Source organism: Pseudomonas sp. DCB_AW, assembly GCF_026240895.1.
Taxonomy (GTDB): domain Bacteria; phylum Pseudomonadota; class Gammaproteobacteria; order Pseudomonadales; family Pseudomonadaceae; genus Aquipseudomonas; species Aquipseudomonas kermanshahensis.
On record NZ_JAPFCE010000009.1, the window covers coordinates 61307 to 83073 of the forward strand.

General features: G+C 62.9%; 19 protein-coding genes and 1 tRNA gene. 8 read left to right on the forward strand and 12 right to left on the reverse strand.

The features are described from left to right. Positions 1–65 precede the first annotated feature (65 nt). From OO306_RS08365 to OO306_RS08380, 4 genes are all read left to right on the forward strand, one after another. Positions 66–362 (forward strand): pyrroloquinoline quinone biosynthesis protein PqqE, encoded by a 297-nt coding sequence (locus tag OO306_RS08365; protein ID WP_099428155.1) that lies wholly within the window; start codon positions 66–68, stop codon positions 360–362. Positions 363–726: 364 nt separating this feature from the next. Further along, positions 727–2532 (forward strand): phenylacyl-CoA dehydrogenase, encoded by a 1806-nt coding sequence (locus OO306_RS08370; RefSeq protein WP_027594354.1) that lies wholly within the window; start codon positions 727–729, stop codon positions 2530–2532. Between the two features lie 261 nt (positions 2533–2793). Continuing rightward, positions 2794–4077: a diguanylate cyclase gene (locus OO306_RS08375; RefSeq protein ID WP_265968338.1), complete on the forward strand. Its 1284-nt coding sequence runs from the start codon at positions 2794–2796 to the stop codon at positions 4075–4077. A gap of 123 nt (positions 4078–4200) precedes the next feature. After that, positions 4201–5979 carry an acyl-CoA dehydrogenase C-terminal domain-containing protein gene (locus OO306_RS08380; protein WP_085274060.1) on the forward strand — a complete coding sequence of 593 codons (1779 nt, stop codon included), beginning with the start codon at positions 4201–4203 and terminating at the stop codon, positions 5977–5979. Between the two features lie 281 nt (positions 5980–6260). Here OO306_RS08380 and OO306_RS08385 read toward each other — a convergent pair whose 3' ends face one another. Continuing rightward, entirely contained in the window at positions 6261–7184 is a 924-nt protein-coding gene (locus tag OO306_RS08385; protein WP_085274061.1) for a LysR family transcriptional regulator, read from the reverse strand. Positions 7185–7395: 211 nt separating this feature from the next. Here OO306_RS08385 and OO306_RS08390 point away from each other — a divergent pair, with 211 nt between their 5' ends. After that, positions 7396–8676 (forward strand): aspartate aminotransferase family protein, encoded by a 1281-nt coding sequence (locus OO306_RS08390; protein ID WP_265968339.1) that lies wholly within the window; start codon positions 7396–7398, stop codon positions 8674–8676. Between the two features lie 463 nt (positions 8677–9139). Further along, a complete protein-coding gene (locus OO306_RS08395) occupies positions 9140–9298 on the forward strand; it encodes a YqaE/Pmp3 family membrane protein (RefSeq protein ID WP_007904205.1) in 159 nt (52 codons plus the stop codon). A gap of 33 nt (positions 9299–9331) precedes the next feature. Here the strand turns inward: OO306_RS08395 and OO306_RS08400 are convergent, their stop codons facing one another. The 10 genes from OO306_RS08400 to OO306_RS08445 form a co-directional block, all read right to left on the reverse strand. Beyond that, positions 9332–11155 carry a S9 family peptidase gene (locus tag OO306_RS08400; RefSeq protein WP_265968342.1) on the reverse strand — a complete coding sequence of 608 codons (1824 nt, stop codon included), beginning with the start codon at positions 11153–11155 and terminating at the stop codon, positions 9332–9334. After that, entirely contained in the window at positions 11121–12281 is a 1161-nt protein-coding gene (gene pqqE, locus OO306_RS08405) for a pyrroloquinoline quinone biosynthesis protein PqqE (protein ID WP_265968343.1), read from the reverse strand. Before pqqE ends, OO306_RS08400 begins: the two co-directional genes overlap by 35 nt. Continuing rightward, positions 12253–12528: a pyrroloquinoline quinone biosynthesis peptide chaperone PqqD gene (gene pqqD, locus OO306_RS08410; RefSeq protein WP_265968345.1), complete on the reverse strand. Its 276-nt coding sequence runs from the start codon at positions 12526–12528 to the stop codon at positions 12253–12255. Before pqqD ends, pqqE begins: the two co-directional genes overlap by 29 nt. Next, positions 12525–13280: a pyrroloquinoline-quinone synthase PqqC gene (gene pqqC, locus OO306_RS08415; protein ID WP_027594362.1), complete on the reverse strand. Its 756-nt coding sequence runs from the start codon at positions 13278–13280 to the stop codon at positions 12525–12527. Before pqqC ends, pqqD begins: the two co-directional genes overlap by 4 nt. A gap of 9 nt (positions 13281–13289) precedes the next feature. Then, positions 13290–14201: a pyrroloquinoline quinone biosynthesis protein PqqB gene (gene pqqB / locus OO306_RS08420; RefSeq protein WP_099428159.1), complete on the reverse strand. Its 912-nt coding sequence runs from the start codon at positions 14199–14201 to the stop codon at positions 13290–13292. Positions 14202–14279: 78 nt separating this feature from the next. After that, positions 14280–14351 (reverse strand): pyrroloquinoline quinone precursor peptide PqqA, encoded by a 72-nt coding sequence (gene pqqA / locus OO306_RS08425; protein WP_003243383.1) that lies wholly within the window; start codon positions 14349–14351, stop codon positions 14280–14282. A gap of 169 nt (positions 14352–14520) precedes the next feature. Beyond that, a complete protein-coding gene (pqqF, locus tag OO306_RS08430; RefSeq protein ID WP_265968347.1) occupies positions 14521–16797 on the reverse strand; it encodes a pyrroloquinoline quinone biosynthesis protein PqqF in 2277 nt (758 codons plus the stop codon). Positions 16798–16850: 53 nt separating this feature from the next. Further along, positions 16851–17648 (reverse strand): carbon-nitrogen hydrolase family protein, encoded by a 798-nt coding sequence (locus OO306_RS08435; protein WP_265968349.1) that lies wholly within the window; start codon positions 17646–17648, stop codon positions 16851–16853. A gap of 14 nt (positions 17649–17662) precedes the next feature. Beyond that, positions 17663–19345 (reverse strand): NAD(P)/FAD-dependent oxidoreductase, encoded by a 1683-nt coding sequence (locus tag OO306_RS08440; protein ID WP_027594366.1) that lies wholly within the window; start codon positions 19343–19345, stop codon positions 17663–17665. A gap of 479 nt (positions 19346–19824) precedes the next feature. Beyond that, complete coding sequence (locus OO306_RS08445) at positions 19825–20286, reverse strand: Lrp/AsnC family transcriptional regulator (RefSeq protein WP_265968350.1); 462 nt, start codon at positions 20284–20286, stop codon at positions 19825–19827. A 114-nt stretch (positions 20287–20400) separates the two neighbouring features. On the opposite strand from OO306_RS08445, the gene OO306_RS08450 reads away from it, so the two are divergent. Both OO306_RS08450 and OO306_RS08455 read left to right on the forward strand, forming a co-directional pair. Continuing rightward, on the forward strand, positions 20401–20970 hold the full coding sequence (locus tag OO306_RS08450; RefSeq protein WP_265968351.1) for a serine acetyltransferase: 570 nt from the start codon (positions 20401–20403) through the stop codon (positions 20968–20970). A gap of 93 nt (positions 20971–21063) precedes the next feature. After that, positions 21064–21606 carry a DUF2442 domain-containing protein gene (locus OO306_RS08455; protein WP_265968352.1) on the forward strand — a complete coding sequence of 181 codons (543 nt, stop codon included), beginning with the start codon at positions 21064–21066 and terminating at the stop codon, positions 21604–21606. Positions 21607–21677: 71 nt separating this feature from the next. Here the strand turns inward: OO306_RS08455 and OO306_RS08460 are convergent. Further along, positions 21678–21754, reverse strand: a tRNA-Ile gene (locus OO306_RS08460). Positions 21755–21767: the final 13 nt, after the last annotated feature.

A 21767-nucleotide genomic window follows, 5' to 3' on the forward strand; every position in this document is an offset into this window, starting at 1 on the left:
GCCTTTTCTGCCATCTGCTGCTTTAATGAGGCCTGTTCGTCATCCAGCGTCAATGGAGTCCTGACATGGAAATCACCGGCAGCTCCGCCTATTACGCGGGCCTCAGCGCAATCCAAAGCGGCCAGAACCGCGTCGATCAAGCCGCCAGCCAGATCGCCAACAATACCGCCGAACGCACCGCCACCAGCCAGTCGAGCGACTTCCAGGCTGAGCGTCTGCGCGCTGTTGATCGCAGCCAGCAGATGGACTTGGCCACCAGTACCGTGCAATTGGCACTGGGCAAACATGAAGTGGAGCTTGGCGCGAAAGTCGTCAAGGCATCCGACGAAATGCTCGGCCGGATCATCGACACCTACGCCTGATCCCTCGCGGCACTCAACTTAGCGACTCTTCCTTGTGGGTGCGGGCTTCCCTTGCGCCTCATTGCGCCCCTGCGCGCCCTCTGTAGGAGCAGCCTTGTGCTGCGAAGAGGCCGCTAAACACCCTGGGAATGTTCATTTTTATTGCTGGCCTCTTCGCAGCACAAGGCTGCTCCTACAAGGGGTTGTGTTGATTTAAGGCGTGGGGTGGCGTAAACGCCATTTTTCGTGGCGCAAATGGCACTATCGTCCCTTCTTGACATCCGCTCGCGCTAAACGTAAGTTTCAAACAACTGTTTGATCGACGGCCGCCAAGCCTTGCCGGCAGTTCCGATCACCCCCGAACTCATCACAGAGGTTCATCGCAATGCCTGACTACAAAGCCCCCTTGCGTGATATCCGTTTCGTTCGCGATGAACTGCTCGGCTACGAAGCGCATTATCAGAGCCTGCCGGGTTGCCAGGACGCCACGCCCGACATGGTCGACGCGATCCTCGAAGAAGGCGCGAAGTTCTGTGAGCAGGTACTGGCCCCGCTGAACCGCGTTGGCGATCAGGAAGGCTGCACCTGGAGCGAGTCGGGCGTGAAGACGCCGACCGGTTTCAAAGCGGCCTACGAGCAATTCGTCGAAGGTGGCTGGCCGAGCCTGGCCCATGACGTGGCCCACGGCGGCCAAGGCCTGCCAGAGTCGCTGGGCCTGGCCCTGAGCGAGATGGTCGGTGAGTCGAACTGGTCGTGGGGCATGTACCCAGGCCTGTCCCATGGCGCGATGAACACCATTTCCGAGCACGGCACCGAAGAGCAACAGCACACCTACCTGACCAAGCTGGTCAGCGGCGAGTGGACCGGCACCATGTGCCTGACCGAGCCGCATTGCGGTACCGACCTGGGCATGCTGCGCACCAAGGCCGAGCCACAGGCCGACGGGTCGTACAAAGTGTCCGGCACCAAGATCTTCATCTCCGCCGGTGAGCACGACATGGCCGATAACATCGTCCATATCGTCCTGGCCCGCCTGCCCGATGCACCGGCCGGCACCAAAGGCATCTCGCTGTTCATCGTGCCCAAGTTCCTGCCCAACGCCGAAGGCGCTATCGGTGAGCGCAACGCGGTGACCTGTGGCTCGATCGAGCACAAGATGGGCATCCACGGTAACGCCACCTGCGTGATGAACTTCGACGGCGCTACCGGCTACCTGATCGGCCCGGCCAACAAAGGCCTGAACTGCATGTTCACCTTCATGAACACTGCTCGCCTGGGCACCGCGCTGCAAGGCCTGGCCCACGCCGAAGTGGCGTTCCAGGGTGGCCTGAAATACGCCCGTGAGCGCCTGCAGATGCGTTCGCTGACCGGCCCTAAAGCCCCTGAAAAGGCGGCTGACCCGATCATCGTCCACCCGGACGTGCGCCGCATGCTGCTGACCATGAAGGCCTTCGCCGAAGGCAACCGCGCCATGGTCTACTTCACCGCCAAGCAGGTGGATATCGTCAAGTACAGCCAGGACGAGGAAGAGCGCAAAAAAGCCGACGCCCTGCTGGCCTTCATGACCCCGATCGCCAAGGCCTTCATGACCGAAGTCGGTTTCGAGGCTGCCAACCACGGCGTGCAGATCTACGGTGGCCATGGCTTCATCGCCGAGTGGGGCATGGAGCAGAACGTGCGCGACAGCCGTATCTCCATGCTGTACGAAGGCACCACCGGTATCCAGGCGCTGGACCTGCTTGGCCGTAAAGTGCTGATGACCCAAGGCGAAGCGCTGAAGGGCTTTACCAAGATCGTGCACAAGTTCTGCCAGGCGCAGGAAGGCAACGAGGCGGTCAAAGAGTTCGTTGAGCCGTTGGCGGCCATCAACAAGGAATGGGGCGAGCTGACCATGAAAGTGGGTATGGCCGCCATGAAGGATCGCGAAGAAGTGGGTGCCGCTTCGGTCGATTACCTGATGTATTCCGGTTACGCCTGCCTGGCTTACTTCTGGGCCGACATTGCTCGCCTGGCTGCTGAGAAGCTGGCTGCCGGTACTGAAGAAGTGGCGTTCTACACCGCCAAGCTGCAGACCGCGCGCTTCTACTTCCAGCGCATCCTGCCGCGCACCCGTACCCATGTGGCGACCATGCTGTCGGGTGCTGGAAACCTGATGGCGATGGACGAAGAGCACTTCGGCCTCTCTTACTGATCCACCGCGTGCACAAAAACCCGCCTGCCCTCACCGGCAGGCGGGTTTTTTTATTCTGCAGCCAGATGCCTGTGTAGGAGCAGCCTTGTGCTGCGAAGAGGCCATAACGGCCACAGAAAATCGTTTGTCATACCGGCCTCTTCGCAGCACAAGGCTGCTCCTACACAGGGGCGGCATCAGACTGTATTCAACTGTTCACGCGCGCTGCCGATGAAATAAGGGCACAATGCCACTATTGATCTGCCGGGTTGGAGATTACCCTTGTTTCGTCTTGATGCTGTACGCGTAACCCACTTCCTGCCTTCGCTGTTTCTCTTGCTGGCAGGCCTTGCGGCGGCTTACGTAAGAGACCTCAGTGTCTTTTTCACATCGCTGTTCAATGTCTTGCCCACCTTGGTCCTGCTATTGGGCGGTGCCTACTGCGCCGTCTACCGGCGCCAGCGTGAGCTGTTTCTGATGGTCACGGTGTATATCGCCTACTTCCTGCTCGACACCCAGACCGACTTCTACCGCGACAACGGCCACGTGCGTGCGGACGCCGCGGTCATCTTCCACTTGGTGTGCCTGCTGCTGCCGGCCCTGTTCGGGCTGTATGGCGCCTGGCAGGAGCGCACCCACCTGCTGCAGGACCTGGTCGCCCGCTTCGCCGTGTTGTTCGCTGTTGCGAGCGTTGCGGTGGCACTGGAGCAAAGCTACCCCGACGCGCTGCTGGCCTGGCTGGCAGAGATCCGCTGGCCGGCCTTGCATGGCCAGTGGATGAGCCTGATCCAGATGGTCTACCCGCTGTTCCTCGGCGTGTTCATCCTGCTGGTGGTGCAGTACCTGCGTGCGCCCAGGCCGTTGCATGCGGCGCAGGTCATTGGCCTGATCGGCCTGTTCTGGATGCTGCCGCAGACGTTCATCCTGCCGTTTACCCTGAACATCATGTGCAGCCAGGTGATGTTGATGATTGCCGCGGCCGTGGCGCACGAGGCCTATCAGATGGCCTTCCGCGACGAGCTGACGGGCTTGCCGGGGCGCCGTGCTTTGAACGAGCGCATGCAGCGGCTGGGGCGCAACTATGTGATCGCCATGACCGACGTCGACCACTTCAAGAAATTCAACGATACCCACGGCCACGATGTCGGCGACCAAGTGTTGCGCCTGGTTGCCAGCCGGTTGTCCAAGGTCACCGGTGGCGGCCGCGCCTACCGTTATGGTGGCGAGGAATTTGCCCTGGTCTTTGCGGGCAAGACGGCTGAAGAATGCGTGCCGCATGTGGAAGCTGTGCGCGGGGTGATTGCTAACTATGCGATGCAGCTGCGCGACCAGAACAGCCGACCGCAGGACGACTCGGCTGGGCGACAGCGCCGTGCTGGCAGCGGCGCGGGTACGGTGTCGGTGACCATCAGCATCGGTGTGGCCGAGCGCCAGGCCGATCATCGCAACCCGGAGGCGGTGCTCAAGTCGGCCGACCAGGCGCTGTACAGCGCCAAAGAGGCCGGGCGCAATTGTGTCATGGTGCATGGGCAACAATCGCAGCGTGGGGCGGTCCGCATGGCGTGACCAAGCAAGACTATACGGTCAGCTGATGACCCTATGTCTCGTAAAAGTTGTTCGGTTACACTGCCTGCAACCCAGTGTCGCGGTTCCCCGAGACCGCCCCGACCCTACTAGTGAGAGGTTGTCATGGCCGACTATAAAGCGCCCCTGCGCGACATGCGCTTCGTTTTGAATGAAGTCTTCAACGTGACCGAGCAATGGGCGCAGTTGCCCGCGCTGGCCGAAGTGGTGGATGCCGAGACCGCCCTCGCTGTGCTGGAAGAGGCCGGCAAGGTGACGGCCAGGACCATCGCCCCACTCAGCCGCGCCGCCGACGAAGAGGGCTGCCACTGGGACAACGGCGCGGTCAGCACGCCGGCCGGCTTCATTGAGGCCTACAACACCTACGCCGAGGGTGGCTGGGTGGGCGTTGGTGGCGATCCCTTGTTCGGCGGCATGGGCATGCCCAAGGTTATCTCGGCCCAGGTCGAGGAAATGGTCAACGCGTCGAGCCTGGCCTTCGGCCTGTACCCGATGCTGACTGCCGGTGCCTGCCTGTCGATCAATGCCCACGCCAGTGAAGCGCTCAAGCAACAGTACCTGCCCAACATGTACGCCGGCGTCTGGGCTGGCTCCATGTGCCTGACCGAGCCCCATGCCGGCACCGACCTGGGCATCATCCGCACCAAGGCCGAACCCCAGGCCGACGGCAGCTACAAGGTCAGTGGCACCAAGATCTTCATCACCGGTGGTGAGCACGACCTGACCGAGAACATCATCCACTTGGTGTTGGCCAAGCTGCCGGACGCGCCCGCCGGGCCGAAAGGCATTTCGTTGTTCCTGGTGCCCAAGTTCCTGGTTAACGAAGACGGCAGCCTGGGCGCGCGCAACCCGGCCACTTGCGGCTCGATCGAACACAAAATGGGCATTCAAGCCTCCGCCACTTGTGTGATGAACTTCGACGAAGCGGTCGGTTACCTGGTCGGTGAGCCCAACAAGGGCTTGGCGGCCATGTTCACCATGATGAACTACGAGCGCCTGGGCGTCGGCATTCAGGGCCTGGCATCGGCTGAGCGTTCCTACCAGAACGCCGTTGAGTACGCCCGTGACCGCCTGCAGAGCCGTGCCCCGACCGGCCCACACGCCAAGGACAAGGTTGCCGACCCGATCATCGTGCACCCTGATGTGCGGCGCATGCTGCTAACCATGAAAGCCTTGATCGAAGGCGGGCGCGCCTTCTCGAGCTACGTGGCGCTGCAACTCGACAGTGCCAAGTACAGCGAAGACGCCACCACGCGCAAGCGCAGTGAAGAGCTGGTGGCCTTGTTGACGCCGGTGGCCAAGGCCTTCCTGACCGACCTGGGCCTGGAGTGCACGGTGCACGGCCAGCAGGTGTTTGGCGGGCATGGTTACATTCGTGAGTGGGGCCAGGAGCAACTGGTGCGTGATGTGCGGATTACGCAGATCTACGAAGGCACCAACGGCATCCAGGCCCTCGACCTGATGGGGCGCAAGGTGGTTGCCAGTGGTGGCGCGTACTACAAGCTCTTCTCGGACGAGATCCGCCGCTTCATCGCCGGTGCCGACAGCGCGCTGGACGAGTTCGCCAAGCCGCTGGGCGCGTACCTCGACCAGCTGGACGGGCTGACCGAGTGGGTGCTGGAGCAGGCCAAGGGCAACCCCAATGAAATTGGCGCGGCCTCGGTCGAGTACCTGCATGCCTTTGGTTATGTGGCGTATGGCTACATGTGGGCGCTGATGGCGCGTGCGGCGCAGGCGGGTGAGGGGGATGAGGCGTTCTACTCGGGCAAGCTGGGTACGGCGCGGTTTTACTTTGCACGGTTGCTGCCACGGGTCGATTCGCTGGTGGCGTCGGTGAAGGCGGGGAGTGAGTCGCTGTACCTGCTGGACGCTGAGCAGTTTTGATAGATTGTGGGGCCGCAAAGCGGCCCCCAGTATTGGCATGTCTGGGAATGAATCCCCTTTGTAAGCTTTTTCCTACACGACGTGGTGACTTTTCACCACTGTTCTCAGATTGGATCCACAGGTAATCTTTACCACATGGACGTTGCGCAGGAAGCGCAAAGGACAGATCAAGGAAGACGACGAAGGACCACCTGCCAGGATGGCGGGGCGATACGGATGTCACAGGGAAACAGTCTGGAAAACCCCGCTTCGGCGGGGTTTTCTTTGTGCGCGTTTTTTTGTCAGCCCAGCACATCCAAAGGCGAGCCTCCCAGCTGGCGCGCGTCTGTCTCTTCTTCCAGTAACGTACGCAGCAGCTCCACCGAGGCTTGCTGGCGCTGCGCATCGCGGAACACCAGCCCGACCTTGAGCGGCACCCGCGGCTCGCTCAATGGCTTCCACAGCAGCCCCTGGTCATCCTCGGCCGCGTCCTTGGCCCGCCCCGGCAAGATGGTAGCCAGCGCCGTATGGGCCAGGCTGTCGAGAATCCCCGCCATGTTGTTCATCTCTGCCTGCACCTGCGGCCGACGGCCCTGGCTGGCCAGTTGCGCCTGCCAGATCTGTCGAATCTGAAACTCTTCGCCCAGCATCAGCATGGGCAGTTCAGCGGCCTGGCGGATCGACACCTTCTTGAAGTCCTTCAAGGGATGGGTGTCGGGGATGACCAACTGCAGTTCATCTTCGTACAGCAACAGGCCATGCAGCCCGGGTTGGCGCGGTGGCAGGTAACTGATGCCGATGTCCAGGCTGCCATTGAGCAGGCGCCGTTCGATTTCCAGCCCCGACAGCTCGTAGATTTGCACCACAAGGTGCGGCTGGGCCTTGCGCAAGCGTTCGAGCAACTGCGGCACCAGGCTGGGTCGCACGGTCTGCAGTACGCCGATGGCCAGGGTACGCAAAGACTGGCCCTTGAAGTTGCGCATGGCCTCCTGGGCCCGTTGCAGGCCATCGAGCAGCGGCAGGGCATGGTTGTACAGGGTGTGGGCGGCCAAGGTCGGCAGCAGGCGCTTGTTGCTGCGCTCGAACAGGCTCAGGTCGAGGCTGTGCTCCAGTTGGCGGATCTGCTGGGAAAGCGCGGGTTGGGACAAAGACAGGCGCTCGGCGGCGCGGCCGACATGGCCTTCTTCGTACACCGCGACGAAATAACGCAGTTGGCGGAAATCCATAAGTAACACTTATCGAAAATGCTGGAAAAACGAAATGGTCGAAACCCGTCGTGGCGCCTAGTCTATCGCCGTATTCCAATGGGTTACAGCGGTCATCGAGCCGGATTGTTACCCCGGATGAAAAACACTTTTGATAGGCAAGGCTGAATATCAAGTGCCGGCATCAAGACCGCACATTGGCCGCCCTTTACCGTGATTGGTTGGAGCCCTGATGAACCTGTTCAACCTGCGTCGCTCGGCTGCCGCCGCCGTCGCTGAGCCCGAGCGTGCGCCGGTGACCGTGGCGGATGCGCCGCAGTTGTCCCGTGAGCGCCTGATGCCGAGTACCGAACGTGCCCCGCAGGTTTTCGTGCGCGGCCAGGGCTCGTGGTTGTGGGACAGCGAAGGGCATGCCTTCTTGGACTTCACCCAGGGCGGCGCGGTGAACAGCCTCGGCCACAGCCCCAGCGTACTGGTCAAGGCGCTGGGCAATCAGGCCCAGGCGCTGATCAACCCGGGTTCGGGGTTTCACAGCCGCGGCCGGCTGGCGCTGGTCAACCGCCTGTGCCAGAGCACCGGCAGCGACCAGGCCTACCTGCTGAACAGCGGCGCCGAAGCGTGCGAAGGGGCGATCAAGCTGGCGCGCAAATGGGGCCAGCTGCACCGCAATGGCGCCTATCACATCATCACCGCCAGCCAGGCTTGCCACGGCCGCAGCCTGGGCGCGCTGTCAGCCTCCGACCCGCTGCCGTGCAATCGCTGCGAGCCTGGGCTGCCGGGCTTCAGCAAGGTGCCTTTCAATGACCTGGCGGCACTGCATGCGGAAGTGAACTCGCGCACCGTGGCGATCATGCTTGAGCCGATCCAGGGCGAGGCGGGGGTCATTCCCGCCACACAGGCGTACCTCAAAGGCGTCGAAACGCTGTGCCGCGAGCTGGGCATCCTGCTGATTCTGGATGAAGTCCAGACCGGTATCGGCCGGTGTGGTGCGCTGCTCGCCGAGCAGACTTACGGGGTACGTGCCGACATCATCACCCTGGGCAAGGGCTTGGGCGGTGGGGTACCGCTGGCCGCCTTGCTGGCACGCGGCACCGCTTGCTGCGCCGAGCCGGGTGAGCTGGAAGGCAGCCACCATGGCAACGCGCTGATGAGCGCGGCAGGCCTGGCAGTGCTGGACAGCGTGCTGGAGCCTGGCTTTTTCGAGCATGTGCAGGACAGCGGCCGCCACCTGCGCGAAGGCCTGAGCCGCCTGGCTGGCCGTTATGGCCAGGGCGAGGTGCGTGGCCAGGGGCTGCTGTGGGCCCTGCAACTGCACGAAGGTGTCGCCCAGAACCTGGTAACGGCCGCCCTGCATGAAGGCCTGCTGCTCAATGCACCGCAGGCGGATGTGGTGCGTTTCTCGCCGGCGTTGACCGTGAGCAAGGGCAACATCGACGAAATGCTCCTGCGCCTGGCCCGCGCCTTTGCCCGCCTGCATGCACAGCAGCAAGCCCGCCGCGAAATGCCGGCGTAACCGAATTCAACGAACCGTCTGGCGTTCCTGCGCATCGCCCCTGGCCTGTTTCATTTGGCCCGGGGCGTTTTTTTTGGGGTGCTTGTCGCTGGATCTTCTGCGCCTGGAAGATCGAGCGCCGCCCGCGCGGCGCTTCGCAGCACAAGGCTGCTCCTACATCTGTTTCCGGCCAATGAGTCCTGAGGCAGAGGCGCGCGGCCCTTTGGCGTCCACCTCGATATCGTGCGGAACAAACAAGGCGGTCGCGCGCGTAGGTACAGGCGTAACTGGCCCGAAACAGATGTAGGAGCAGCCTTGTGCTGCGAAGCGCCGCGCGGGCGGCGCTCGATTTGCGCACCACCTCAAAAACCAAGACAAGCACTTGGCAGCCTTCACCCTATCTTTACCTTTTTACCTGGCGCCCAACGTGGAACCTCTACGACGCGCGGCTAGTCTCTGTTGTAACCCTTCAGGAGAGACGTGCATGGACTTCATTCGCATCATCATCGCCATCTTGCTGCCGCCGCTTGGGGTATTTCTGCAGGTGGGCTTTGCCGGGGCGTTCTGGCTGAATATTCTGCTGACGCTGTGTGGGTACATTCCGGGGATCGTGCACGCGGTGTATATCATCGCCAAGCGCTAAGAAACGCGGGGCCGCAGTGCGGCCCCCTTGGCTTTACTGGCCCAACACCCGGCAATAAAACGCCCATTCCTCTTCCAACGCATGCGCCAGGTTCTGTGCATTACGGAACCCGTGCCGCTCTCCCGCATAGAAGTGCCCCTCGGCTGCAATGCCATTTGCCTTCAGGGCGTCCAGCATCAGGCGCGTCTGCTCTGGCACCACCACCGCATCCAGCTCACCCTGGAAGAAAATCACCGGCACTTTGATCTGCGCTGCATGCAGCAGGGGCGTGCGTGCGCGATAACGTTCGGCGTCCTGCAGCGGGTCGCCGATCAACCAGTCCAGGTAGTCCCCTTCGAACTTGTGCGTGGCGCGGCCCAGTGCGACAGGGTCACTGACGCCATACAGGCTGGCACCGGCCCGGAACACTTCATGGAACGCCAGGGCACATAGCGTGGTGTAGCCGCCCGCGCTGCCGCCGCGAATGAAGGCCTTGCTCGGGTCGATCAGCCCCAGCCCCGCCAAGTGCGCAACCGCCGCGCAGGCATCCTCGACATCGCTCTCGCCCCAGCGCAGGTGCAGCGCCTGGCGATAGGCCCGGCCATAACCCGTGCTGCCGCGGTAATTGAGGTCGGCGACGGCGAAGCCGCGCTGGGTCCAATACTGGATGCGTGGGTCGAGCGCTGGGTAGCACGCCGAGGTCGGCCCGCCATGGATAAACACCACCAAGGGCGCGGGCGCTTTGGCGTTCATGGCCGGGTAGAAGAAACCATGGGCGATACCGTTGCCGCTGGCGTAGCGCATGGCCTGCGGCTTGCTGATGCATTCGGCGGGCAGCACCTCGGCACCACCGGCCAGTACCCGCACCTCATGATTGCTCAGGTCGATGGCAATGACGGCGGGTGGGCTGACGGGCGAGGCGGCGATGGCATAGAGCTGCCCGGCATCCATCGCCAGGCTGCGAAAGCGGGTGTAGGCGCTGGCAAAACGCTCCACTTGCTGGTTCGCGGTTATCAGCCCTAACTGCGCAAAGCCATCCTCGAACCAACTGGCTACATAGCGTTGCGGCCCCAGCGCGAGCCAGGTGCTGGTACCCAGTTGCCAGGGCGCGCCGGCATGGTCGGCGGGTTCGGCGGGCAGGGCCTGCCAGTGCCCGGCGATCTCCCCCCAGGGCTGCCAGAAGCCATTGCGGTCCGACAGGCAATACAAGCGGCCTTGCGCATCGAAACGCGGTTGTTGCAGGGATTCGTCCAGGCCCGCCACGCAACGCGCAGGCCCCCAGGCGCCGCTGCTGTCACGCTCGCGCAGCAGCAAGCGCGTCTGTGTCCAGGGTTGCGCCGGGCGGTCCCATTCGACCCAGGCCAAGCGCTGCCCGTCGCCGCTCAAGGTGGGTGACGCGTAGAAGTCGGCACCTTCAGCCAGCACCTCGCGGGCGCCTTCGCGCAGGGCAACCAGGCGATGCTCCACGGTTGGCCCATGGTGTTCCTCGACTGCCAGCACCTGGCCGTCATGCCAGTGCACATCGCCGTAACGGCAATCGTCTGCCTGGGTCAGCGGGCGCGGCACTTCGCCGTCCAGCCCTTGGGTATACACCTGTTGATCCGTTTCGTTGACGAAGACCAGCCCGTCACCGCCGACGCAGAAACTGCCGCCGCCGTATTCGTACACCCGGCTGCGCACACTGAAGCCATCCGGTGTCAGGCACTGGGCTTGGTACTGGTGCCAGTGCCAGATTCGGCAGGCGCCGTCGGCCGGGCGAAATTCGTTCCAGAACAGCCCGGCCGGGCTGACCTTGAGCTCGGCGAAGTCGGTGCCTGCAGCAACGGCATGTGCTGCGCTGAATTCAGCCGCGAGCGATGACACGGGAGTTTCGTTCATTGCGGAAGGTCATCTCTTCAATCGCGAGTTGGGCGGTTTCTGCCTCCTCGCGGGCCTTGAGGATGATGCCGTGATCAGCCGATTTTGCGCACACCGGGTCGGCGTTACTGGCATCGCCGGTGAGCATGAAGGCCTGGCAACGGCAACCGCCGAAGTCCTTTTCCTTCTCATCGCAGGAGCGGCAGGGCTCAGGCATCCATTGGTAACCGCGGTAACGGTTGAAGCCGAACGAGTCGTACCAGATATGACGCAGGTCGTGGTCACGCACGTTGGGGAACTGCACCGGCAGTTGGCGGGCGCCGTGGCAGGGCAGGGCGGTGCCGTCCGGGGTGATGGTCAGGAACAGGCTGCCCCAGCCATTCATGCAGGCCTTGGGGCGCTCTTCGTAATAGTCCGGGGTGACGAAGATCAGCTTGCAGGGGTTGCCCTCGGCCTTGAGCTTGTCACGGTATTGGTTGGTGATGCGCTCGGCGCGCTCCAATTGCGCGCGGGTCGGCAGCAGGCCCAGGCGATTGAGGTGCGCCCAGCCATAGAACTGGCAGGTGGCGAGCTCGACGAAGTCGGCTTCGAGGGCGATGCACAGCTCGATGATGCGGTCGATCTTGTCGATGTTGTGCCGATGGGTAACGAAGTTGAGCACCATCGGGTAGCCGTGTGCCTTCACGGCACGGGCCATCTCCAGCTTCTGCGCGAAGGCCTTTTTCGAGCCGGCCAGCAGGTTGTTCACCTGCTCGTCGCTGGCCTGGAAGCTGATCTGGATATGGTCCAGGCCGGCTTTTTTGAAGTCGGCGATGCGGGCTTCGGTCAGGCCGATGCCGGAGGTGATCAGGTTGGTGTAGTAGCCCAGCCGACGGGCCTCACCGATCAGCTCGGCGAGGTCCTGGCGCACCAGCGGTTCGCCGCCGGAGAAGCCAATCTGCGCGGCGCCCATTTCTCGCGCTTCGGCCATCACCTTGAACCACTGCGCGGTGCTTAATTCCTGGCCTTGGGCAGCGAAGTCCAGCGGGTTGGAGCAGTACGGGCATTGCAGCGGGCAACGGTAAGTGAGCTCGGCCAGCAGCCACAGCGGCAAGCCGACCTCAGGCGTGGCCGGCAACTCAGTCGAGGACGATCCAGTGTTCGCCACGGGCCACCTCCATGAACTGCTCGATGTCGTCGGCAACTTCCGGCACATCGGGGAACTGCCGTGCAAGTTCGGCAATGATTGCCGCGACGTCGCGCTGGCCATCGATCAGGCCACCGATCAGCGCAGCGCTTTCGTTGAGCTTGATCATGCCCTCGGGGTACAGCAACACATGGCCTTTCTGTGCCGGCTCGTACTGGAAGCGGTAGCCGGGGCGCCAGTTGGGCACTTGCTTGCGATCGAAACTCATAGGGCGATCCCCTTGTGCCAGACCCGTTCCTGGGTGACCGAATGATAAGGCGGGCGGTTCAGCTCGTAGGCCATGCTCATGGCATCGAGCATGCTCCAAAGAATATCCAGCTTGAACTGCAGGATCTCCAGCATACGCTCCTGGCCCGCACGGGTGGTGTAGTGCTGCAAGGTGATTGCCAAGCCGTGCTCGACATCACGCCGCGCCTGGCCCAGGCGCGTGCGGAAGTATTCGTAGCCGGCGGGGTCGATCCAGGGGTAGTGCTGTGGCCAGCTGTCCAGGCGCGACTGGTGGATCTGCGGGGCGAACAGCTCGGTCAGCGAGCTGCTGGCCGCCTCTTGCCAACTGGCGCGGCGGGCGAAGTTGACGTAGGCGTCGACGGCAAAGCGCACGCCGGGCAGTACCAGCTCCTGGGAGCGCAGTTGATCAGGGTCCAGGCCCACGGCCTGGCCAAGGCGCAGCCAGGCCTCAATACCGCCGTCTTCGCCAGGCGCGCCGTCATGGTCGAGCAGGCGCTGGATCCACTCACGGCGTACTTCGCGGTCCGGGCAGTTGGCCAGGATCGCGGCATCCTTCATCGGGATGTTGACCTGGTAGTAGAAGCGGTTGGCTACCCAGCCCTGGATCTGCTCGCGGCTGGCGCGGCCCTGGTACATCGCCACGTGATACGGGTGATGAATATGGTAGTAGGCACCTTTGGCGCGCAGGGCCTGCTCGAATTCGGCAGGGGACATCGGCAATGGGTCGCTCATCAGGCCTCCTTAAAGCTCGATGCTCATGCCATCGAAGGCGACTTCAACGCCTCGACGCTGGACCTCGGCCCGTTCTGGCGAGTCTTCATCGAGAATTGGGTTGGTGTTGTTGATGTGGATAAGTACCTTGCGCTGGCGCGGGAAACCATCGAGCACCTCGAGCATACCGCCGGGGCCGTTTTGCGCCAGGTGGCCCATCTCGCGACCGGTGCGGGTGCCGACACCACGGCGCTGCATTTCATCGTCTTCCCACAGGGTGCCGTCGACCAGCAGGCAGTCGGCGCCGTGCATCATCGCCAGCAGCTTGTCGTCGACCTGGCCCAGGCCCGGGGCGTAGAACAGCTTGCCACCGGTGCGGGTGTCTTCGACCAGCAAGCCCAGGTTGTCACCCGGGTGCGGGTCGAAGCGGTGCGGCGAATAGGGGGGCGCGGCGCTGCGCAGGGGGAAGGGCGTGAACCTGAGGTTGGGGCAGGCGTCGATAACGAAGCTGCCTTCGAGCTCAATGCGGTTCCATTGCAGGCCGCCGTTCCAGTGGCTGAGCATGTTGAACAGCGGAAAGCCGGTGGTCAGGTCTTGGTGGACCATGTCTGTGCACCACACCTGGTGCGGGCAGCCTTCGCGCAGGCTGAGCAGGCCGGTGGTGTGGTCGATCTGGCTGTCGAGCAGGACGATGGCATTGATGCCGGTATCGCGCAGGGCGCGGGCCGGCTGCATCGGCGCGAAGGCCTGCAGTTGGGCGCGGATGTCGGGCGAGGCATTGCACAAGACCCAGTGCTCGCCATCGTCGGACAGCGCGATGGACGATTGCGTGCGCGCCGTGGCCCGCAGGCTGCCGTCGCGGTAGCCCTTGCAGTTGACGCAGTTGCAGTTCCACTGGGGGAAGCCGCCGCCGGCGGCAGAACCGAGAATCTGGATGTACATGGCCACTCTCTACCGGAAAACCGTTTCCAAAAAACACAAACGCCCCGGCGGGCCGAGGCGTCGAACCGTAAGCAGGGCTTAGCGGTTGGCGAAGTACATGGTGACTTCGAAGCCGATACGCAGATCAGTGTATGCAGGTTTGGTCCACATGGGATGACTCCTTCCGAACGGGGTTGGGTTGGTCAGCTACTTATTGGGTACCGCCGTACGCCGGAGGTTCCCTTGACTGAGATTGCGCTATCTTACAAGAAAAATATGTACCGAAAGGTTAATTCTTCGAAAAGCGCCCTTGCAGTTAACGTAACAATCCTCGTTTTTGCTATTGCCAGGATGGGTCTGGCGCTGCGCTGTTGGCCAGGCAGAGCCAAGGGGCATGAGGGGCCAGAAGGCTGCCAAGCAGCGCTTCAAGGTCCGCTTGCCGAGCCATGAGGATAGACCACTGTAGGTCATTCAGCCTGTCGGGTCGTGTCGCCAGGTGTGTCTGCCACGCCCATTCGGCCACCTCGGCATTGGCCATCGCAGGCTCGGCGAACTGCTCGGCCAGCGCCTGCTGTGCTGCGCTGTCGAGCACCACGCCTTTGCTTAGGACCGGCTGCAGGTGAGCGAGAATTTGAGCAGGGGTGGCATGGGGCGATTGCACGCCAAACAGCAGGCCAGCGCAGCCTTCAATCTGACGGAAGGCGCTGAACACCGCGTAGCCCAGTTGCAGCTCTACCCGTAGGCGTTGATACACCGGCCCCTGCAACAGCTGCGCGAGCAGGCGGCCGATGGCTTGCTGGTCAGCGGGCACTGGGCAGAACAGCAACACTGCGTTTTCGCTGCCGGCCAGTGCAGCGTCTACCCATCGACGGGCCTGCCACTGGGGCGGCGCTGTGGCCGTGGCGCCTTGCCCGGGGCAGTGGGTCAGCACGGTGCCGAGAGGGCCCGTGTCTTCAAAGCCCAGCGCCAGGCCATGCCAGCGGGCCTGTTCCCACGCCTGCGCAAGCTGCCTCGGTTCGAGCGAGCCCGCGGGTAGCGGTTCGGCCTTGTGGGTATGCATGGCATCAGGCAGTCGCTTGAGCAGGGCTCTGATCGGGATCAGGGCGGGCGCGGGCGGCGGGGTCTGCCAATCGGCAGGTGAGGGCGCGTTCAGCAGCGCGAGGGCTTCGGTGACGGCGTTCATCACTGCCGACGGTTGGCCGGCGCACTGTAGCTGCCAATATTCGCCAGCTTCGCTGAACTGTAGGTGCAGCCCGGCGCGTTCGGCGCGCTCCTGCAAAGGGCGCAGCGCCTGGCAAAGGATCGGGAACACGCCATGACGCAGGCTTGAGGGCAGGTGCCAGCGCAGATAAAGGGCGGCGTATTGGCGTGATGCCGGGAGCATGTTGCTGATGGCCAGTGCGTTGGGTAACGGCGCGGTCGCGGGGGGCGGTGCGGCGGTCAGCAGAGGGTCTGCGGCGGGTATCTGCCATTGGCCATGCTCGCTGCTGGGAAGGCTGGCAAGCAGTGCCTTCAGCGCACTCAGGCCTTGTTCGTCGAGTGCGGCGAAGGGTTGGCCTGAGCTGTCCCGTCGTGCCAGCTCCAGCGGGCTGGCGGCCCACTCACGGCTGCGCTGCAATTGACTGAACGCGGCGTTCAGCCGCTGCGGATCGGCCTGACGGATAAAATCGAACCAGCTATGCAGCAATGCGATCGCCTCATCCTTGCAGGCATCAGCCCCGAGCTGCAGGTCGATGTGCCAAAGCAACTGCCCGGCGAACGCATACAGCGTTTCGGCTTTGAAGCCTTGGAGCCAACCGCGCTGGCGAAGCGCACTCAGCCATCCGCCTGGTCGGCTGTCGTCGAGCAGGTCGATCAGCAACCCCAGTGCGCGCTCGGCACCTTCTGGCAGGCTTTCGTGGGCGAGCGTCAGTGGCTGCCCGGCCCTGCGCAGTGGCGGCGGCGATGCCTGCGTGGCACGGCTACCGGCCGGGAGCAGGCTGCCAAATTCCCGGCCCAGGCGTTCCAGTGCTTCCAGCGGTTGTGGGCCGCACAGGCTCAGTGTGATCTGCCCACCTTGGTAGAAGCGTTGGTGAAACAGGCCAAGGGCGCGTTGAAATGCAGGATCTTGCAGGGCGAGGGTGTAACGATTGCCCGCCTGAAAACTGCTCAGCGGATGCTGGGGCGAAACCGACTGCAGCAGGGCGAATTGCTGCTGAGCCTGCGGGTTACGCGACCAGGCGATGAACTCGGCATGAATGACCTCACGCTCCCGGCGCTGGCGCTCGATGCCAAGGTCGGGTTCGGCCAGCATCTGGCACAGGCGCTCCAGCCCGCCGGCCAAAGCCGCGGGGGGGACCTCGAAGAAAAAGTCGGTGGTGCGCTCACGGGTGCTGGCGTTGACCTGGCCACCGAGGGCCTGCACATACCGCATCAGGCCGTCTTCCAACGGGAAGCGCGCTGTGCCCAGGAAGAACAGGTGTTCGAGAAAGTGCGCCATACCCGGCCATTTTGCCGGGGCATCGTGGCTGCCTGCCTGCACCCGCAACGCGGCCGCCGCACGCTTGAGGCGCGGGGCATGGCGCAGGGTCAGCTGCAGGCCGTTGGCGAGAGTGAGGTGCTGCGTGGCGTCAGGCATGAGGGCTCCAGGTAGGCGTTAATGCTAACGCACTGTCGTAACCCTTGCCGCTCCTACAAACCCTCGCGCACATGCAGTTCCTGGCGCAAGTCGGTCAGGTAAGGAAACGCCTTGCGCCCTTCTACCACCTGCTCACGCGCAAGCTCGGCCAGCAACTGGCACTCGTCCCGCCCGGCCATGGCCAGCAGGCTGCCATCCGGGCCGATGATGCTGCTCTGCCCGCAATACTGGATGTCGCCCTCGGCCCCACAATAGTTGGCATACACCAGGTAACACTGGTTCTCCTGTGCCCGCGCTCGCACCGTCACCTGGCAGATGAAATCGTAAGGCGCCATGTTCGCCGTCGGTACCAGGATCAGTTCGGCGCCGTCCAGCGCCAGGCGCCGGGCGTTCTCCGGAAACTCGATGTCGTAGCAGATCAGCATGCCGACCTTCCAGCCTTCCAGTTCCACAACCGGGAAATGGTCCGGGCCTGCGCTGAACATCGAGCGGTCCAGCTCACCGAACAGGTGCGTCTTACGGTAGTTGCACAGGCTGCGACCGTGGGCATCGATCAACTGCACGCTGTTGTAGAACGCGCCATCATCGCCGCGCTCCGGGTAGCCATAGACGATGGCGATGTGATGCGCCTGGGCGATCTCCACCACGTCCATGGCCGCGGGGCCATCACTGGCCTCGGCCAGGCGCTCGACCTGGGCCAGGCCGATGTTGTAGCCGGTGAGGAACATCTCCGGGCACACCAGCAGCTGGGCGCCGCGTTCAGCCGCCCGTTGCGCCTGGTGCTGCAGCCGTTGCAGATTGCCGGGCACGTCCAGTGGGTTGGGCGCGTCTTGGAACAGAGCGATGCGCATGGCGCCTCCTTGTCTCAGTCGGCCAGGGCGATCGGGCCGATTTCATCGAACACATCGCCTGGGCCTGGGTTGTCCGGGTGGGTCTGGCCACCGAAGTGATTCATGATACCCCACACGGCATTGAGCGACGTCTGCACCGCGCCTTCCACCCACGCCGGCGTCCACGACACGTCGTCGCCGGCGATGAACATGCCGCGCTGTTCGGCGGGCATGTCCTGCTGCATGAAGTGCGCGTACATGCGCTGGTTGTAGCGGTAATGGCCCGGCAGCGCGCCCTTGAAGGCACCGAGGAAGTGCGGGTCGGCCTCCCACGATATGGTGATCGGGTCGCCGATGATGTGCCCGGCGATATCGGTCTTCGGGTAGATTTTCTTCAGTGCGTCGAGGGCCAGCTGCACGCGTTTTTCCACCGGGTGCGGGAGCATCTTCAGGGCATCGCTCATCCACGCGTAGGACAGGCAGATCACCCCCGGCTTGTCGTCACCGTTGTCGAACAGGTAGGTCCCGCGGGTGAGGCGGTCAGTGAGCGTCATGCTCATCAGGTCGCGGCCGGTTTGCGGGTCTTTGTCCTTCCAGAACGGGCGGTCGACCATCACGAAGGTTTTCGACGATTGCATGTAGCGGGTACGGTCCAGGGCCATCCACATCTTCTGCGAGAACAGCGACTCTTCGCAGTCGATCTGCGTGGTCAGCAGCCAGGTCTGGCACGTTGCAAGCACGGCGGCGTAATGGCGGGTATCGCCCCAGTTGTCGGTCACCGCCAACTGGCCATCGGCGGCGCGGGCAATGCGCTTGACCCCAGTACGCGGCGCACCGCCGTGCAGCGAGCTGAGGCTGGTGCCTTGCGGCCAATGGGCGCAGCGTTCCGGCACATGGCGCCAGATGCCTTGCGGCACCTGCTCGACGCCGCCCACGACCAAGTGTTGGTGGTCGTCGCAATTGGTCATCACCACGCGGAAGATTTCCAGCATCGAGTTGGGGAAGTCCGAGTCCCAGCCTCCGGTACCGAAGCCGACCTGGCCGAACACCTCCCGGTGCTGGAAGCTCAGCTTGGCGAATGAGCGTGAGGTGGCGACGAAGTCGTAGAACGTGCGGTCGTCCCACAGGGGCACCAGCGTGTTCCACAGCGCTTTCAGGCGCGGTACATCACGGTCACGGATCGCCTGCTGGATATCGGCAAACTGCGCGCCGCTTTCCAGGGCGTCGGCCCAGGCGTCGGCCACCTCGTGGAACAGGTCGGGCAGGTCCGCGGCCTTTTCGGCGTAGTAGGTCTGGCCTTCCAGGTCGATCACCGTGCTGCCCGAGGCGGGGGTCAGCGGGTTGGGGAATGGCTTGGTCTCCAGGCCCAACTTGTCCACATAGTGGTAGAAGGCCGTCGAAGAGACCGGAAAGCGCATGCCACCCAACTCGGCGATGATCCCGTCGGTGCCGTTGAAGGCTTGCGAGCGCAGCCGGCCACCCAGTTTCGACGCTTCATAGACAACAGGCTTGAGGCCCAGCTTCATCAACTCGTAAGCCGCTACCAGGCCAGCGATCCCGGCCCCGACAATCGCCACTTCCTCGCCCTGGCGCTCGGCCGGGATGCTGCCCAGGCCGGCCGGGTGTTCCAGCCAGTCATCGAAGGCGAAGGGGAAGTCCGGGCCGAAGATGGTGATGGGCTTTTTGCCGTCGGCGGGGTGGCGGTTCTTGTTGTTCATGAAGTGACCTTGCCAGAGGGGCTGCGCAGAGAGCGGAGCCTGAGTATAGGAGATGCCTGGGGGTCATTTTAGGGCGTGGGGGGTTCGTAATTAAGATGCAGAGTGTTGTCTGAATGTATGTTTTGTCGTCGAAATGAGCATTAATTGGTTGTTTTTGACGAGATCCATGGTGACGGTTAAGGGTTTGTCTGGAGATTTGCAGCGCCTATGAGATCGAGCGCCGCCCGCGCGGCGCTTCGCAGCACAAGGCTGCTCCTACATCTGTTTCCGGCCAGTAAAGCCTATGAGAGAGGCGCGCGACCGCCTTGTTGGTCCAACTCGATATTGAGTTGGGCGCAAAGGTGCCGCGCGCCCATGTCACAGGAATAATTGGCCCGAAACAGATGTAGGAGCAGCCTTGTGCTGCGAAGCGCCGCGCGGGCGGCGCTCGATCTCATGCGCGCCGCCAATCGCAAGCCAGGCACCTCGTGCCCCTCACATCACAGCAACTGCCCCCGGTCCACCTTGCTGCTCAAAATGATCGACGTGGTGGTTTTCTCCACCCCATCGACACTGCCAATCTGGTCAAGCAACTGGTCCAGTTGCTCCGGCGAATCGGTCCGCAGCCAGGCCACATAATCGAACTCACCACTCACCGCGCACAGTTGCTGCACCTGCCCCATGGCACCCAGACGCCGCACCACCTCCTTGCCGGAACGGGGCTGCACCTTGATCCCGACATACGCCTGCAAGCCACCGCCCATCACGTGTTGGCCCAGGCGCACACCGTAGCCTGAGATCACCTTGTTCTTTTCCAGCCGCTCCAAGCGTGAGTTGACCGTGGTGCGCGCGATACCCAGCAGGCGGGCGAGGGTGGCAACGCTTTCGCGGGCATTGATTTGCAGCAGGGCGATCAGCTGGCGGTCGATTTCGTCCAGCGTAATGGGGCGGGCATCCGACATGGCAAGTCTCTACAGTGGGCCCGCTAGCCTAGCCAGCCAATGGCAACCAGGGCAAGGCTGCGTCACTGGCTTTCTTTCGGCATCATGGCAGGCCGACCGTACTGGACCCACGCCGTGAACTTCGCAAACCTGCTCGAATGCTGGCGACTGGAAGTCTCCAACAAGAAAAAGCCCGGCCGCCGCATCAGCCTGCTGTTCAACGTGCTGCGCCGCGCCCGCAAGGACAACAAGCTGCGCTTTCTCTTTGCCTTCCGCCTGGCCCAGTACCTCGACGCACGAGGCGGCCTGGCCCAGCGTCACGCCATGCGTATGCAGCAACGGCTCAATCTTAAGTACGCCGTGGACATCGACATCGGCGCCCAGATCGCCCCCGGGCTGCGCATCGCCCACCTGCCTGGCGTGGTGATTACCCGCCACGTGAGCATCGGGCGTAACTTTTTCATCCGCCAGAATTGCTCGATCGGCATCAAGACCCTAGGGCTGGAGGCGTATGCGTTGCGCATTGGAGATAACGTCAGCGTGGGCGCCAACAGCTGCATCGTGGCGGACCGGATCAGCATTGGCGATAACGTGGTGATTGGTGCCATGTCGCTGGTGATGCAGGACATTCCGGCGAGGACCACGTTTTACAATACGCGGCAGGTTGAGATGAAGCCTCGGGTGATCACAAAATCTAACGATTAACTGTTGTCATGATCGCCATTGCTGAGCGGACAATGAGGTTTTTGAGGCAGCGACATCCAAGGGGTATCGCTGCCGCTCGGATGGATTGAATCCATGACCAACAAACACTTCCGGCTGACAGAGCTCGCTGTCACTGCCCCCAACGAGTTACTGCTGACCTTCGCCGATGGAAAGCAATACCCAGTGAGGCTGGACGCTATCATCGCGAAACACCCAACGTTGCGCCGGCTATCTGACCCCGAGGTTTTTGCGACCGCTGCAATTGGCGAGTGGAGCGATACCGTTATTTGGGCCGATGACGACGAATTGGAGCTTGCTGCCGACAACCTCCGCGCCAGAGCAGTGGAGCAAAGCGGTGATTGTTCGCATGAGCTGGTTTGGAATTGGATGGCCAAAAACGGGCTTACGTTGGACCGTGCCGCGCAGGAATTGGGCCTTAGCAGGCGTATGCTGGCTTACTATCGCAGTGGCGAAAAACCTGTGCCGAGGACGGTCGCTTTAGCGATGAAGGGCTGGGATGCGCTTTGTACTAGGCAAGAGGAAGCTCAAGAGGCTTCTAGGCGCCGGAAGGTGTCACTCAACAAGGGCGCCAACGGGTTTGCGAATGCAGGCCAGGCATCCAAGAAGCGGGCCTAAGCGGCATGTCCTTAATCAGGACGGGACAACAGGCACAAAAAAGCCGCGCGATTGCGCGGCTTTGTCGTATTTGGTGGGCCCACACGGACTCGAACCGTGGACCAAAGGATTATGAGTCCTCTGCTCTAACCAACTGAGCTATAGGCCCTCAGTAAGTGGCC

Bases quoted from the DNA above. Each gene is read 5' to 3' on its own strand.
- OO306_RS08440 (WP_027594366.1), bottom strand. From the start codon at position 19,345: ATGAACAACAAGAACCGCCACCCCGCCGACGGCAAAAAGCCCATCACC.
- OO306_RS08455 (WP_265968352.1), top strand. From the start codon at position 21,064: ATGACCAACAAACACTTCCGGCTGACAGAGCTCGCTGTCACTGCCCCC.
- OO306_RS08370 (WP_027594354.1), top strand. From the start codon at position 727: ATGCCTGACTACAAAGCCCCCTTGCGTGATATCCGTTTCGTTCGCGAT.
- pqqC (WP_027594362.1), bottom strand. From the start codon at position 13,280: ATGAGCGACCCATTGCCGATGTCCCCTGCCGAATTCGAGCAGGCCCTG.
- OO306_RS08445 (WP_265968350.1), bottom strand. From the start codon at position 20,286: ATGTCGGATGCCCGCCCCATTACGCTGGACGAAATCGACCGCCAGCTG.
- pqqF (WP_265968347.1), bottom strand. From the start codon at position 16,797: ATGCCTGACGCCACGCAGCACCTCACTCTCGCCAACGGCCTGCAGCTG.
- OO306_RS08435 (WP_265968349.1), bottom strand. From the start codon at position 17,648: ATGCGCATCGCTCTGTTCCAAGACGCGCCCAACCCACTGGACGTGCCC.
- OO306_RS08390 (WP_265968339.1), top strand. From the start codon at position 7,396: ATGAACCTGTTCAACCTGCGTCGCTCGGCTGCCGCCGCCGTCGCTGAG.
- OO306_RS08395 (WP_007904205.1), top strand. From the start codon at position 9,140: ATGGACTTCATTCGCATCATCATCGCCATCTTGCTGCCGCCGCTTGGG.
- OO306_RS08400 (WP_265968342.1), bottom strand. From the start codon at position 11,155: ATGAACGAAACTCCCGTGTCATCGCTCGCGGCTGAATTCAGCGCAGCA.
- OO306_RS08385 (WP_085274061.1), bottom strand. From the start codon at position 7,184: ATGGATTTCCGCCAACTGCGTTATTTCGTCGCGGTGTACGAAGAAGGC.
- OO306_RS08380 (WP_085274060.1), top strand. From the start codon at position 4,201: ATGGCCGACTATAAAGCGCCCCTGCGCGACATGCGCTTCGTTTTGAAT.
- pqqB (WP_099428159.1), bottom strand. From the start codon at position 14,201: ATGTACATCCAGATTCTCGGTTCTGCCGCCGGCGGCGGCTTCCCCCAG.
- OO306_RS08365 (WP_099428155.1), top strand. From the start codon at position 66: ATGGAAATCACCGGCAGCTCCGCCTATTACGCGGGCCTCAGCGCAATC.
- pqqD (WP_265968345.1), bottom strand. From the start codon at position 12,528: ATGAGTTTCGATCGCAAGCAAGTGCCCAACTGGCGCCCCGGCTACCGC.